Annotated in this window: 10 protein-coding genes and 1 riboswitch; of the genes, 4 read left to right on the forward strand and 6 right to left on the reverse strand. The window is 38.9% G+C overall.

What is annotated here, in order from left to right; all coding sequences use genetic code 11:
* Window positions 1-173: 173 nt before the first annotated feature.
* Together HXT39_RS03625 and eno are read right to left on the reverse strand one after the other, a co-directional pair.
* Window positions 174-1,088 (reverse strand): L-lactate dehydrogenase, encoded by a 915-nt coding sequence (locus HXT39_RS03625; RefSeq protein ID WP_103013996.1) that lies wholly within the window; start codon window positions 1,086-1,088, stop codon window positions 174-176.
* A gap of 195 nt (window positions 1,089-1,283) precedes the next feature.
* Window positions 1,284-2,579, reverse strand: coding sequence for a phosphopyruvate hydratase (eno, locus tag HXT39_RS03630; RefSeq protein ID WP_103013995.1), 1,296 nt, complete (start codon window positions 2,577-2,579; stop codon window positions 1,284-1,286).
* A 210-nt stretch (window positions 2,580-2,789) separates the two neighbouring features.
* Window positions 2,790-2,914: riboswitch (TPP riboswitch) on the forward strand.
* Here eno and HXT39_RS03635 point away from each other — a divergent pair.
* The 3 genes from HXT39_RS03635 (at window position 2,904) to HXT39_RS03645 (ending at window position 5,780) form a co-directional block, all read left to right on the forward strand.
* Window positions 2,904-3,719 carry an ABC transporter permease gene (locus HXT39_RS03635; protein WP_103013994.1) on the forward strand — a complete coding sequence of 272 codons (816 nt, stop codon included), beginning with the start codon at window positions 2,904-2,906 and terminating at the stop codon, window positions 3,717-3,719. Its footprint overlaps the riboswitch before it by 11 nt.
* 167 nt (window positions 3,720-3,886) lie before the next feature.
* Window positions 3,887-4,885 (forward strand): ABC transporter substrate-binding protein, encoded by a 999-nt coding sequence (locus HXT39_RS03640; RefSeq protein ID WP_103013993.1) that lies wholly within the window; start codon window positions 3,887-3,889, stop codon window positions 4,883-4,885.
* A 157-nt stretch (window positions 4,886-5,042) separates the two neighbouring features.
* Window positions 5,043-5,780 carry an ABC transporter ATP-binding protein gene (locus HXT39_RS03645; protein ID WP_012914090.1) on the forward strand — a complete coding sequence of 246 codons (738 nt, stop codon included), beginning with the start codon at window positions 5,043-5,045 and terminating at the stop codon, window positions 5,778-5,780.
* 37 nt (window positions 5,781-5,817) lie between these two features.
* Here HXT39_RS03645 and mfd read toward each other — a convergent pair whose 3' ends face one another.
* The 3 genes from mfd to HXT39_RS03660 form a co-directional block, all read right to left on the reverse strand.
* A complete protein-coding gene (gene mfd, locus HXT39_RS03650) occupies window positions 5,818-9,426 on the reverse strand; it encodes a transcription-repair coupling factor (protein ID WP_103013992.1) in 3,609 nt (1,202 codons plus the stop codon).
* The gene (pth, locus tag HXT39_RS03655; protein ID WP_103013991.1) at window positions 9,416-10,015 is read right to left on the reverse strand and encodes an aminoacyl-tRNA hydrolase; all 600 of its coding nucleotides are present in this window, start codon (window positions 10,013-10,015) and stop codon (window positions 9,416-9,418) included. The genes mfd and pth overlap by 11 nt, the downstream gene beginning before the upstream one ends.
* Window positions 10,016-10,154: 139 nt before the next feature.
* The gene (locus tag HXT39_RS03660; RefSeq protein ID WP_004111395.1) at window positions 10,155-11,207 is read right to left on the reverse strand and encodes an ABC transporter substrate-binding protein; all 1,053 of its coding nucleotides are present in this window, start codon (window positions 11,205-11,207) and stop codon (window positions 10,155-10,157) included.
* Window positions 11,208-11,520: 313 nt separating this feature from the next.
* On the opposite strand from HXT39_RS03660, the gene HXT39_RS03665 reads away from it, so the two are divergent.
* Complete coding sequence (locus HXT39_RS03665) at window positions 11,521-12,312, forward strand: ABC transporter permease (protein WP_103013990.1); 792 nt, start codon at window positions 11,521-11,523, stop codon at window positions 12,310-12,312.
* 100 nt (window positions 12,313-12,412) lie between these two features.
* Here the strand turns inward: HXT39_RS03665 and HXT39_RS03670 are convergent, their stop codons facing one another.
* The gene (locus HXT39_RS03670; RefSeq protein ID WP_064621638.1) at window positions 12,413-15,463 is read right to left on the reverse strand and encodes a UPF0182 family protein; all 3,051 of its coding nucleotides are present in this window, start codon (window positions 15,461-15,463) and stop codon (window positions 12,413-12,415) included.
* Window positions 15,464-15,710 lie beyond the last annotated feature (247 nt).

The following is a 15,710-nucleotide window of genomic DNA, read 5'->3' on the forward strand; positions in this document are numbered from 1 at the left end:
AATAAATAATCTAATATCAAAAATTTTTATAACAAAAATGTCGCTGTAAATTCAATACTCTTGAAGAGCAATCAAACCTACAACGACATTTTCCAATACGCTTTTATCTAAAATCTGTAAAATATTTTAGATTCAAAAGTAGTATTTTTTAGTTATTTTATTTTTTGACTTATCTATTCTGCTTGAGCTTTACTCAAAATTGTATCTGCAGAATGTTGCAATTTTTGCAACTCTTCTTGAGTCAAATCAAGCTGGCATTGTTTAACAATTCCTTCTCTACCAACAATTGCTGGGTAAGAAAGATAAGAATGGTATTCTTCGCGATAGTTTGAAACAGGCATTTGCTCTTTAGAATCCGAAAGAACTGCATCCACTAAACGAACTGCAGCAGCAGCAATACCGTAGTTTGTGTACTTCTTTCCGTAGAACACAGTAAAACCGCCTTCACGAGTTTCCTCATCAATAGCGTCTAAATTCATGTTCTTTTCTTTAATAAGCTCTGTTATAGGCTGCTCAAAGACTTTAACAGTAGACCACGCAACGAATTGCGAATCACCGTGCTCTCCTAAGCTATATCCCTTAACAGCCTTTGGATGCACGCCAAAGAACTTGCCTACTGCACGATGCAAGCGCGCAGAATCAAGCAAAGTGCCAGTTCCAATAATCTTTTCGTAAGGAAGACCAGTAGCTTCCTTGTAAAGCTGGCAAATAGCGTCGCAAGGATTTGTTATGTCGATTAAAACACCGTGGAATCCATAAGCCTTAATCTTTGCACCAACTTCTGCAACTTCCTTACGATTATACTTAAGCTCTGCAAAACGATCTGGATGAGGAACGTCTAAAAGCTTTATGTGACCCAAGGCGCTTACGATTACCTCTACGTCTTTTAATGCTTCATAATCATTAACCGTAATATTAACGTTAAAAGGCACATTATCCATTGAATCTTCAAAATCCAATGCGTCGGCATTCACCTTCGCCTCGTTTGTATCATAAAGGTACAAATCATCAGCGTGACCGCCAACAACAAGTTGATGCGCTACTGCTGCACCAACGTTTCCCATGCCTATAACTGCTACTTTTCGCATAATGAAACATCTCCTTCCGTTTTTAGTTTTCCATAAAAAATAGCACTATTTTGATGAGAATAAAAGTAATGTTAGAAAAATTTATATATTTTTTCAAAAAATCGCTAAAATATACGAAAAACGGTCAGCCGTAAACACGACTGACCGTTAAAACTCAAAGACTCAAGAAGCCACTAAGTTACTTAAAACTAAAAGTTACTTCATATACTTCTTGCAAGCCTTGAATGCGCCGTAACCAGCATACTGAGCGGTAGAACCAAGCTCTTCCTCAATCTCAAGCAAGCGGTTGTACTTAGCAATACGCTCGCCACGAGCAGGAGCACCAGTCTTGATTTGGCCAGTGTTCTTAGCAACAGCAAGATCAGAAATGGTGGTATCTGGAGTCTCGCCAGAACGATGGGAAACCATAGAAGTGAAGCCGTTCTTAGTTGCAAGCTCAATAGCGTCGAGGGTTTCGGTGACGGAACCAATCTGGTTCAACTTCACGAGCAAGGAGTTAGCTGCACCAAGCTCAATACCCTTAGCCAAACGCTTTGGATTGGTGACAAGCAAGTCATCGCCAACGAACTGCAAACGATCACCAAGACGCTTGGTGATTTCTGCCCAATCATCCCATCCTTCTTCCTGGAATGGATCTTCAATGGAAACGATTGGATACTCGTTGATGAGCTTCTCGTAGTAATCAAGCATGTAAGCAGATTCGCGCTCTTCACCGTCGAAACGATACTTACCAGTTTCCTTGTTGTAGAACTCAGAAGAAGCAACGTCAAGAGAAATACCAATCTGCTTGCCTGGCTCGTAGCCAGCGGCTGCGATTGCATCCATGATGTACTTCAAGGAATCCTCATTGGACTTCATCTTTGGAGCGAAGCCACCTTCGTCGCCAAGACCAGTAGCCAAGCCTTCCTTCTTCAAAACATTCTTCAAGGTGTGATAAACCTCAACACCAGCGCGCAAAGCATCGCTGTAGGTTGCGAAACCGTATGGAGAAATCATGTATTCCTGAATATCGGTTGCAAAATCAGCGTGAGCACCACCGTTCATGATGTTCATGTTTGGAACTGGAAGAATGTGACCATTGGTGCCGCCAATGTAGCGGTACAACGGAAGCTGAGCAGACTCAGCAGCGGCGTAGAGAGCAGCGAGGGAAACGCCGAGAATTGCGTTAGCACCAAGCTTGCCCTTGTTTGGCGTGCCATCAAGCTCGATCATCGTCTCATCAAGAGCGCGCTGATCGGTGGCATCCATGCCAATAACCTTAGGAGCGATTACTTCGTTGACAGCCTTAACAGCTTCCAACGTGCCCTTGCCCTGATAACGGGACTTGTCGCCATCGCGACGCTCCCAAGCTTCTGCTTCACCAGTAGAAGCACCAGAAGGCACTAAACCAATACCCTGAGCGCCATCTTCGGTCTCCAAATAAACCTGAACAGTAGGATTTCCACGAGAATCCAAAATTTCGCGTGCATATACGCTTTCAATAGCTGCCACAACTACTCCTTTATACCTATGGGTTGTGATGACTCTTTTAAGACTAGTGCGTTTTATGGACGTTATATTGAGTACCAGCGTATTTATGCCGTGAACGTTCACAATATTTTGATTCAACTCGAGTCATATGAGCCAATTGTATATTTTTAAGCAATATCGTTTATAAATATCGATTTAAAATATACTTGTCCATACCCTTAAGTGATAATGACCTCAGACACGGGGTGCGCAACTACATCGTGCCAAACAACAATACATATAGTGTTGCGCTGAGAATACACTCGTTGAACCTGATATAGCTAAAACTATCGAAGGGATTGTCGCATGACTTACAGTTCGCCTAATAAAGCGAAGAACATATTGAAGATTGCATTTAAAGCGGTATCTTCATGTAAAGTGTGGATTTCAACTATCCTCATTTTGGTTTTGTGGTTTTTCACAACTCTTTCTCCAACCGAAGACCGTTCTTTGCCATCCCCATATGAAGTAATACAAGCTTTTATTGATTTAAACAACGAAGACATATTATTAAAATCCTTAGGAATAAGTATTTTACGAGTTCTTTTAGGACTTTTGTTAGGAATTATTTTTGCTGTTCCAGCAGGAATACTTGCAGGAGGCAGTAAGCTTGGCAATATTGTAGTTGATAAACCAAGCCACATGTTGAGGTCAATCCCATTCCCGGCTTTAGCTCCAATATTAATAATTTTCCTCGGAATAGATGAAACGATGAAAATAGCACTTATAGCTGTCGGTGTTTTTGGACCTATGTACGTTAATATTCGCGACGGAGTTCGTAATATTGATTCAAAACTTCTTGAATTAGCGCAGGTTTATCACGTTAAAAAATCTACTATTTTTATATCTATTTTGCTTCGCGGCACACTTCCAAGTTTTATGACAGGTTTGCGATTTGCAATATCTGTAGCATGGGTTGCATTAGTGACTTGCGAAACAGTTAATTCTTCTATTGGAATTGGATACATTCTTTCAAGAGCACAAGAATTCTTTAGACCAGATCAAATGATGGCATGCGTTATTATGTACGCAATTGCAGGTCTTGGATCTGAGCTTACTGCAAACATATTAGAGTATCTTCTTATACCTGAACGCAGATTAAATAAAAAATCACGCCAATAATCTAGTAATATCAACATTTTTCTAAAGTTAACTACTTTTTAAAATGCATTAAATTGCTTTTTAAGAATTAGTCAATATTTAGATTCAACAACCAAATAACAACAACCAAACAAACAACAGATAAACAAAACAACAAACAAAACAACAAACAAAAGGAGCTGTATATCATGGCCAATTTAAAAATGCGATTTTCTAAAAAGAGCATTATTGCATTAATCTGCGCTGCTTGTGCAACTGTATCTCTTGCAGCTTGCGGAAGCTCACAAAAATCATCAAACGCTTCTTCAAAAGAAGATGCTGGAACTATGAGAGTTGCTTATCTTTCTACAGCAAATTATCTAACTACTTTGAAAAATGAGAAATTCCTTCAAGAAGAATTTGGAAAATCTAAAGTAACTTACACTGGTCCTTACACTCCAGTTGACGGTCTTACTGCTGTGATGAGCGGAAATGCAGATGCTACAACTACTGGAACTGGACGCTTCATTGATTTGATTGCTGAAGGACAGCCATGGGTAGCTTTTGCGCTCGAATATTACAATGGTGATTCTCAAGGAATCGTTGCATCCGCAAAAAGCGGAGTGAAAACACTAAAAGACTTATATGGTAAGAAAGTTGCTATTATTCACAACGGTGACACTGGCGATTACATGCTTCACCGCGCATTTGATAAAAGCGGTTTAGACGTTTCTAAAGTTAACAAAGTTGAGATGAGCCCTAAGAACTTCCAGGCAGCATTTACTTCTGGACAGATTGACGCAATTTCCTCATTCGATCAGAATCTTGCTGCAGCAATGACAACTCCAGGCGCAAAATTGCTTGTAAATGCTAAAAAGTACGGCAATATGAACGTTACTATTCACATTGTTTCTAAGAGCTTTGCCAAAAAGCATCCAGATCTTGTTAAGAAGATGTACAAGGCTCTTGTTCGCGAAGCAGAAAAGTCTCATAAAGAAAACAATGTTATTGGAAACGCATACAAGCAGCTCGGAGCAAGCGAAACTATTATTAAGCAAATTGAAAAGTTTGACAATCCAACTATTCGTCCAATCGATGAAAAAGGTTTGAAAATGATGGAAACTCAGGCTAAAGAATACGTGAAATATGGTTTAATTAAGCAAGCTCCAAAGAATTTGAAAGATTCTGTAATGGATTGCACAAAGTAAATTAATTCATTTATCATTTATCCATAAAACACATATTCATAAAAAACAAAATTAAATATCAAAATAAAATAATAAATAACTGATTAATCAAAATTAAAACAAAGTTATATAACAAGATTATATAAACATGATTTAGAGCAACGCAGTAGGAGTAAATATGAACACTCAAATAGAAGAAAACTATGAGACTAAAGATAACTCTTACTGCGTTACTCTAGAACATATTGGCGTGACTTTTAAAAATAACGCTAAAATATTACGAGATATAAATCTAAATATTAAAAAAGGCGAATTCGTATCTCTAATAGGACGCTCAGGATGCGGAAAAACCACTCTTCTTAAAGTTATTTCAGGATTAATCAAACCTGATTCTGGAACAATAAACGTCACACAACATCAAGCAATAGGTTTCCAAGATGCAAGATTAATACCATGGCTAACAGTAAGTAAGAACGTAGTTTTCGGCATGCAAGGAAACAAATCAGAACTAAAATCTATTGCAGAAAAAGCTCTTAACGATATGCAACTTAATAATTATGGTTCGAAATGGCCATCAGAACTTTCAGGTGGTCAAGCCCAACGAGTCTCATTAGCTAGAGCTTTAGTTCATAATCCTGAATTACTACTTTTAGACGAGCCTTTCGGAGCATTAGACGCTTTAACTCGTTTAGACATGCAAGATTTGCTTGATAATCTAAGGCAAAAACATGGCTGGACCACGATAATGGTCACGCACGATATTTCCGAAGCAGTAAGACTTTCTGACAGAATTCTTATGATTAAAGACGGAATCATCGAGAAAAACTGGAATATTGATCGAAGCCAACTTGATGCACAAAAGCGTCCAAATAATCACGTTGAAATAGAAGATGAACTACGCATGGCATTGCAATAAATATTTTTAACACTTATATTGCAACAGATATTACAAATCACCACGCTAAGTCTTCAAGTAATTGCTTAGACCACTTAAGAATATCTGATTCACTCATTGAACCAGCACCGAGTGAAGATTCAAAAGGAGCTGGAACAATAAGCATATGAGTAAGAGGACGATACTGCAATCCTTTATAAATACGCTTCAAACGCATCATCACAGACTCTTTTGGATCGATGCCAACAACTCGCACTGATTTTCCTTGAGAGCTGATTTGCGTAATACCAATCTCGCGTGCTTTAAAACGCAAACGAGCAACATCACACAAAGACTCAAACTCTTCAGGTGGATTACCAAAGCGATCAAGAAGCTCATCGTGAAGTTCTTGCAAATCACTATTATCCTTAGCAGCAGCAAGCTTCCTGTACGCTTCCAAACGAAGCTTGTCAGAGGCAATATAATCAACTGGAAGAGAAGCTTCAACAGGAAGATCAATAGTTACGCAAACAGGCTCAACTCTTTCAGGTTCCTTATATTTTTCAACAGCTTCAGAAACCATACGAACATACAAATCAAATCCAACACCCTCAATGTGTCCACTTTGCTCATCTCCAAGCAAATTTCCAGTTCCGCGCAATTCCAAATCTTTCATCGCAACATCAAAACCAGAACCAAGCGCAGTATGCTGAGCAATTGTTGAGAGCCTATCGTGAGATTGTTGTGTCATAGGCTTAGACGGATCATACAAAAAGTAAGCGTAAGCACGCTCATGACCTCTACCTACTCGACCACGAAGCTGATGCAACTGGCTTAAACCGAATCTATCTGCGTGATCGACAATAAGTGTATTCGCATTAGAAATATCAAGACCTGTTTCAATAATCGTTGTACAAACAAGCACATCAATATCTCTATGCCAAAAATCACGAATAACAGCATCGAGCTGCTTCTCACCCATTTTTCCATGAGCAATAGCAACACGAACATCTGGCACAAGCTCCTGAATCTTACTTGCAACAGAACTAATATCTTCAACGCGATTATGGACGTAAAAAACCTGACCCCCACGCAACAATTCACGCTTAATGCATGCAGCAACTTGAGAATTATCATACGCACCAACGTATGTAAGCACTGGAAGCCTATCTTCTGGAGGAGTTGCAAGAGTAGACATTTCACGAATACCAGTTACAGCCATTTCAAGAGTTCTAGGAATTGGCGTTGCCGAAAGACTTAATACGTCAACGTTTGTGCGCAAAGCTTTAAGCGTTTCCTTATGTTCCACACCAAAACGCTGCTCTTCGTCAATAATAACCAAACCTAAATCTTTGAACTTTATACTAGGATTCAAAAGCTTATGCGTTCCAATAACAACGTCAATGCTTCCATCTTGCAATCCAGCTAAAGTTTCTTCAATCTCTTTAGAAGTTTGGAATCTACTCATTGCAGCAACTTTTACAGGGAATCCTTCAAAACGATTTGTAAAAGTCTCGTAATGCTGTTGAACAAGCAAGGTCGTTGGAACTAAAACAACAACTTGCTTAGAATCTTGCACAGCTTTGAAAGCTGCACGTAACGCAATTTCAGTTTTACCAAAACCAACATCTCCACAAATTAAGCGATCCATTGGGATTGGGTTTTCCATATCTGCTTTTACTTCATCAATAGTTGTAAGCTGATCAGCAGTTTCTTGATAAGGAAATGCGTCTTCCAACTCTTTTTGCCAAGGAGTATCTTTACTAAATGCAAATCCGCGAGATTGCTGCCTTGCTGAATAAAGTTTAATAAGATTTTCAGCAATTTCATGAACATGCTTTTTAGCCTTTGCTTTAGTTTGAGCCCAGTCGGAACCTCCGAGCTTGTTAAGCTTTGGTATTTCTGCACCTATATATTTACTCACTAAATCAAGCTGATCAGTTGGAATAAAAAGCTTATCGTTAGGAGCGTTACGTTTGCTAGGAGCATATTCAATGACTAAATATTCGCGAGTTGCACTACCACCCGAAACAGCAATATTACGTTGTTTTATGCCAACAAAACGTCCAATACCATGCTGCTCGTGCACAACGAAATCACCAGGCTTTAGTTCCATTAAGTCGATTGCTTTGCGCCTGCGTTTTGGAGTTTTTAGTTGAGCTGATGCAGAAGATTTACCTGTCAGATCACGCTCTGTAAGAATCGCGATACGCGCAACATTATCAATGAAGCCATCCGAAATACTTGAGCGCACTGTAGTAAATTCATGTACAGCAGTCGCATATATAGCGCGCCTCAAGCGTGCAAGAGTACCAGAAGCCGCTGCAGTAATAGTTACAGCAAAACCATTGTCAACAAGAGAAGTGATGCCGCCAGAAACTTTCGATTCATCTCCTCGAAACTCTTGTGGCGCCGATGCTGGCAAAGCAATATTTCCATAAATTTGATTGTCAACACCAAAAGATGTTAATTTCCATACGTCATGATTAGACAATTCTAACGATGAAATCGTTTCATCAAAATCCAAGAAATTAGCTTGATCGAATGTTATTGGAGCTCCAGAACCGTGTCCAGAAGCAGCAACATGCCAACTAGCTGCTAAGAATTCGTTAGCTGTAGCAGTTACGTCATCTGCAGCTCTACGGCATTTTTCGGGATCAGATAGAATAATAACAGATTCCTTCGGAAGCATATTTTGCACTGATTCCATGCGATCCACTAGTGCTGGCAACAAAGACTCCATACCTTCTACAGGTATAGAATTTGCGATTGATTCAAGCATATCGTCAGCATTTGGAATTGCACCAATAAGAGAACGCGCACGCTTGCAAATTTTTTCTGTAATCTGAAGCTCACGGCAAGGCGTAGCCCAAATACTTGCAATATTATTGCCATAAGTACGCTGATCAGAAGCATGAAATTGCTTTATAGTATCAATTTCATCACCAAAAAATTCAATTCTCACAGGATGCGTCATCGTTGGCGCAAAAACGTCAATAATTCCACCACGAACAGCAAACTCTCCACGTTCCATAACCAAATCAACACGAGTATATGCGTTTTCTACCAAACGTTTCACAGCATATTCAAGAGTTAATTCTTTTCCGCACTCAAATAACAGAGGATCTATATCACCAATGCCTTCAACTATAGGCTGAATAAGCGATCGCACAGGCATAACCAACACGCGAATCGGACCAAAAAGTGATGTGTTATTTTCAGGATGGCAAAGCCTACGAAACACTGCAATCCTGCTAGCAACAGTATCTGCCCTAGGCGAAAGCCTTTCATGAGGTAACGTTTCCCACGCTTCTAATTTAGCAACGTCTTGAGCATCACCATCGTACCAATCACGCACAGACGCAATAAAATCTTCAGCATCTCTACTCGATGGAACAATAACAACAACTGGCTTTTTCTTAGCTAATGCAGCAACAATAGCAGAACGAATTCCAATAGGAGAAGAAATTGTTAAATCTTCACTTATTGAATCTAAATCTTTACGATTTTTATTTGCACTTTCGCAACAATAATCAGATATCGCATCAAGATCATATTCAGATAAAGCTTTAAAAAGTGAGTCCTTAGTTGATAAATCATTAAGAATATCTCTCAAGCTTATTACTGAAATATCATCAGTCTTATCATTCTTGTTATTTTTGATATTAGACCTGCTATCAGCGGCCATTAAACTTCTCCTGCGTTGCTACTAATCCATGGAAAATAATACTTTCTGCAGCATCAGCACCATCTGCTAAAAAGTTTGGAAGATCGGATTTTTGAGCTGCAGCAAAACCTCCAAGAACCCAATTGACTGTATTATCGTGCGCGTGAGCACCACGCTGCGCATGACCAACACCCATTCTCACTCGAGAATATTGAGGAGTACCAAGAGAGCGATCGATAGAACGAATACCGTTATGTCCTCCCGCAGAGCCTCCTGCTTTTACTTTAATACGCCCAAAATCTAAATCCATATCATCATGAATTATCACAATATGATCTGGTTCTATTTGATAATAGGAGCTTATAGAAGATACTGCAGCACCAGAATCATTCATAAAAGTCAACGGTTTAGCAAGGAAAAACTTTGCTACGCGACCATCAAGATTCATAACACCTTTGCCAAGTTTAGCTAAACCTTTGTGATCTGAAAGAGATACTGACCAACGTTGTGCCAAAACGTCTGCAACCATAAAACCCATGTTGTGTCGAGTACCCTCATATTTTGTACCAGGATTTCCCAAGCCAGCAATAAGCCAAAAATCCGATGCCATGGCAGACCACTCCCCATTCAAATATTTAGCAAAACAACAAAACGGGCGCATCGATTGTAGCTGAACGTAAAATCACAACTACTCGATACGCCCTTATATACTTCAGCCTATTCTATCAAGACTCAAGTCATTATGTTATTTATTTCAAAAATTCGTCAGTAGACAATTCTTTTGCTTGCGGAGTTTTATGAGTTACTTTGCCTTTAGAATCAGTGTAAGCACCTTCCTTACTTAAGAAGTTAAAGTAAGCTTGAGCGCCTTTAACATCAGTGGTTCCGAACACAAATTTTCCGCTCTTAATATCCGCGCGATTGCCCCAATATTGACCGTCAACAATCATCTTCATGCTACGCTGAACAAACTTTATGTCGAGATTAGCATCTTTTGCTTCTTTCACAAGAATTTCAGAAGCCTCATCAGGATGTTCATAAGCATACTCATATCCGCGCTTTGCAGCTTTAACAAATGCTCGAACAAGCTTAGGGTCTTTAGCTACAGTACGCTTATTTGCGATTATTCCAATAGTATCTGGCTGACCTGGTACACCGTAGTCGCCCTCCATGAAGCAGCGAAGCTTTGGCCCAAACATTTCAGACTGTACACCTTCCCAAGTGCCGTAGAAACCACCAAAATCAGCTTTGCCAGATTCAAGAGTTCTAAAAGTTGAAGTTCCAACAGTCACTTTGTCGAACTTACCTTGACCACCATCGTGTTGAATCATCCTACGAATTACAGCATCACCTTCAGCTGAACCAAAAGTTGCAAAAGTACGACCATCAAAATCTTTTGGAGAATGAATTTTATTGTTCGAAGCAAGTGAACACCAAATAGCACTTGGCTTTTGCTGAACTTGCATAACTTGCTCAAGATTTGCTCCCTTTGTTGAAAAATCAGCAGCATTTGTCAAAGTACTAAGAGCAAAATCAGCAACACCACTATCAACTGCGTGTTCCGAACCAGTCTGAGCAACAGCAAGTATATTGACATCTAATCCAGCATCTTTAAACCATCCTTTATGCTTAGCAACATAAATACCAATATGATTAGTATCCGGTGCCCAAAATAGCATAAACGACACTTTACGAAGATTTGCATTCTTACTACTACTTGCAGATCCACATGCCGAGAAAGAAAATACGCAGCACGCAGAAAGAACAAACGCAAGAGTACGCTTTACAATACGCATATTCATGAGTTCCCTACTTTGTTTCTTGTACCGTTCTTCTGGGAAAGTGACACGAACTCGGCAGAAAACGGTAACAAAGGGCCTAGCTCGCGCCGTTCAATGCCCCTGCGCAGATTCAACCTGCTACAGTTTGCCACACATTGACTCACGAAACATTTAGATTATGCACGGTTAAAGAGACAAATAAAAATCATGTACACTATTAAATTCACAGAAGTTGTGCGCTTCTAATAGAATGGAATGTACATGCTATTTGTAGTCTTAAATAATTCGGTTGGGGCAGCAATCGAAGTCATTTACAGAAAGGAATCGAGTTTTCATGACGCAATCGCGTTTTAAACGTATGCTAATTAAATATCTGCCAACTGTATTTTCTGTAATAGTTTTACTTGTTTTTTGGCAGTACGCATGCGAATATTATAAAATTTCGGAAAATTTGATTCCAACACCATCTTCAATTGCTCAATCAACAGCTGACTCTTTGCCAACTCTATTACCTGCAGCATTAATTACAACACAAGAAACAGTTATCGGTTTTTCTATTGCAATAGTAGTTGGAATTCTTTTAGGTGTTATTTTCCATGTTTGTAAGCTTGTTAAATCTGCTTTATTCCCGCTTTTATGCGCAGCGCAAACTATGCCATTAATTTCTATTGCGCCAATTTTTTTGATTTGGTTTGGTTTTGAAATATCTGGAAAAATTGTAATAGTAATGGTTTTCAGCATGTTCCCTATTGCTGTGCAAACTATACGAGGTCTTGACGCTGTTCCAAGTTTTTATACAGATGTTGCTTTAACTTGTGGAGCAAGCAGAACTTGGACTTTGTGGCATGTTAAATTAAGAGTTGCAGCTCGCCAAATTTTTGGTGGCATACGCATTAGTGCAGCTTATGTTTTTGGAACTGCTTCAACTGCAGAATATTTGGGAGCCAAAGATGGGCTAGGAATTTGGCTTCAATTCGCTTATAACTCATTTAGAACACCACTTATTTTTTCTGCAACAATAGTAATAATAATTCTTACTGCGCTTTTTATGTGCATCGTTAACGTTTGTGAAAGAATTCTGCTTGGCTCAGCAGACGAAGATGAGGATCCAGATAACCAATTGTGAAATGAATTAAAATAGCCCATGTGAGCTACAAAAGTAACGAAAATAACGTAACATTCGCTACTTTTGTAACTCACAAACTGATATATTAACGAAAACCTACTTACTTACCTGATTCTTCTTTCATTGCTTCATTAATAGCATCGCTCAACTCTTTTTGTGCCTTTCCGTAAGCTTCCCAGTTTCCGGATCGCATAGCAGAATCAGAATCTTTTAATGCTTGAGCCGCACGTTTAAGTGCTTCTTTAGCTTTTTGGCTCATAGAATGAGATTTTTCTGAATTCGTAGACTCATTTTCCTTAGAAGTACCTTCTTTAGAATCAGCATCCTTAGATTCATTATTTTCAGCAGCATTGTTTGAAGAAGAATTATTAGAAGCATCTCCAGCCAAAGCGCCCGAGTTTCCGCCAAATACTTGATTAAGTGCTTCATCTAACGTATCTGCAAATCCAACTTGATCTCCAAACGCAACTAACACCTTCTTAAGCAAAGGATAGCTAGTAGAACCGCTAGATTGCACATAAACGGGCTCTACATAAACCAGCCCACCGCCAAGAGGCAATGTAATCAAATTGCCGCGCTTAACTTTAGTAGAACCGGATTCAAGCAAATTCAATTCTTTAGAAACATTTGCATTAGCGTTGAAATTATTCTGAGCTTGACCAGGTCCTGGAACATTAGATATTTTAGGTAATTCTTGCAAACGAATCTTACCGTAATTTGGACCAATCTTTCCAGGAGTATCCCCCGCATCTGAATCAACAGACAAGAAACCAGTTAATATTTCACGAGTACTTTTACCTGCCGGAATATAAGTAGAAACAAGCGAAAATACTGGTTTCTTTGCGTCTCCAGTTTGCAAAGTCAAATAGTATGGAGGTTGCAAAATATCTTCTTTTTGTGCTTTTTGAGATTCAGTTGGATCAACAGGAATCTGCCAGAAGTCTTCTCCAGAGAAGAATTGGCTTGCTGTATCGACGTGATACTTTGCTAATAAGTGACGTTGAACTTTAAACAAGCTTTCTGGGTAACGCAAATGCTTCATCAAATCGCCAGAAATCTTAGAAATGTCATGATAATGACCTGGGAAAATTGAACGCCATGCTTTAATCACAGGGTCTTTCGTATCCCACACATACAAATCAACAGATCCATCATAAGCATCAACTGTAGCTTTCACAGAATTACGAATGTAGTTTGCGCGCTGATTTGTCAACCCTTTAATAGAATGAGAAGTTGTTGTTGTGGAATCTTGAGTTACCTTACCAAAATCAGTCATTTGAGAATAAGGGTAAGAATCAGAAGTAGTATAGCCATCAACAATCCACTTAACGCGACCGTCTACTACTGCAGGATAAACTCGACCATCCAAAGTTAAGTAAGGAGCAACCTTAGACACGCGTGTCTTAGGATCACGATCATACAAAATTTGAGATTCAGAAGTCACACGGTCAGAAAAAAGAATCTGATCAGACTCAAATCTAATTGCATGCAAAAGTTTAGAGAAGAAGTTTCCTAAACTTGGACCACCATTGCCTTTGAAAGTAGTTAAAGCACCTTGAGAGCCAGTCGGATAATCAAACTCCCATGGAGATGTCCCTTTTGGAGAACCAACGATAGAATACTCAGGAGCATTTGGTGAGAAGTAAATACGCGGTTCATACTTTTGTGACTTAGTAAGTTTGCCTTGAGCAGGAATACCATACTCCATAAATTGTGGCTGTCCATCTGTTGTTACTTTATTTCCGTAAGCTGCAACAATTCCATAGCCATGCGTATAAACTGTATGATCATTAACCCAGTTTCGATTATCGTTGCCAGCTAAATCAAGCTCGCGCGCAGCAATAACCGTATCTTGACTTACACCGTCAATATCGTATTTATCAACTGAAAGCGTATCTGCGAAAGTGTAATATTGCTTCGATTGCTGCAATTGACGGAACGTTGGAGACGTAACTTGTGGATCTAACAAACGAATTTGCGCAGTTGACTCTGCTTCTTTTGATAATGCACCTGATTTACCTTTAGAAGTAGCGTTATACGATTCTTTCTTTACGTTATTTAGCCCGTAAGCAAACTTTGTTGCATCGATATTACGCTGAATATAAGTAGCTTCCAATTCTTGAGCATTAGGAGCAACTTTAAATCGCTGCACAAGTGCCGGCCAAGCGAAAGATATAACAATTGAGCAAACAATCATAAAAACTAAAGCAATAATTGGTGTTTTCCATGCCTTAATTGCTGTTTTAAAACGCACTGAAATTGGTGCTTCTACAGATAAAGCATGAGATTTCATAAACCAAAATGCAATAACAGAACCAACTAACACTGTTATCACTGCCATTGCTATGCTTCCAGGAACACCAGCATTCATGTCAGTGTATGAGCCACCTGTAATTCGAGATCCATCAAGAGTTACTAAAGCGAACATGTCTAAAATCTGTTGAAGTGCCCATGTCAAAATCACAAGCATAAACCATACAGAAATTTGTCTACGTGCTCGTTTTGTAATACTTAATATGCCTTTACCATCGATAGGCATATTAAAACGAATTGCTCCCATAAGAATGTGCGTAATAATAGAGAAAACAAGAGATATTACCAATAAAAGCACAAATGCATTTATAAATAACCTTAATCCTGGAAGCACAAATACATAGAAGCCATTGTCAATTCCAAATTGCGGATCTTTAATGCCAAAAGGTTGGGCGTTAAACATTAACAAAATTTGCGCCCAATGATTGTAGAATTTAAATCCAAATACTGCGCCTACAATCAATGAAAAAATTCCTGCAACATGCAAAGCAAGCTTTGAACTAATTCCCTGCTTTAAATCAATAACATTGCCTTTAATTCGAATATAAGTTCCATCTGCATTGCTTGGACGCGCTTTTATTGCCAAAGCTGCAGACAAGTATCCAAAAGCAGACATTAATATTGCATAAAGCACCCAAACGCCCACTTTTGCTGCAAGCTGAATCCAAATAACACTTTCAAATCCAAGCTGTGAATACCACATGCAATCAGTTATGAACCTTGCGAGAGCAAATATTGCAGCTACAGCAAACGCGACGATTAACACTACTATCGCAAGAATCCACTTCCACTTTTTTGCAGTATAAGTAAATTTTGCAAAATTCAGATTAACTTTCATAGAACAATTTCTTTCATTCTTAAGCTTATTGTTGTTATCTTTCTCATCATCATTGAGAATATAGTCTGTACATTTTTGTTACTTTTATTGCTCGCACTGCTCTTACTATTTTTATTATTTTTAGCCATATATGCACCAGCAACAACCCACATAATGCCAATAATTACTTCTATGATGAGCTTCAACATAAGGTTAATGATACTATACTAATTATTCCCAATCTATATATTATGTAATCAAAATTAAT

The organism is Gardnerella sp. DNF01159, from assembly GCF_049244215.1.
GTDB lineage: Bacteria > Actinomycetota > Actinomycetes > Actinomycetales > Bifidobacteriaceae > Bifidobacterium > Bifidobacterium swidsinskii.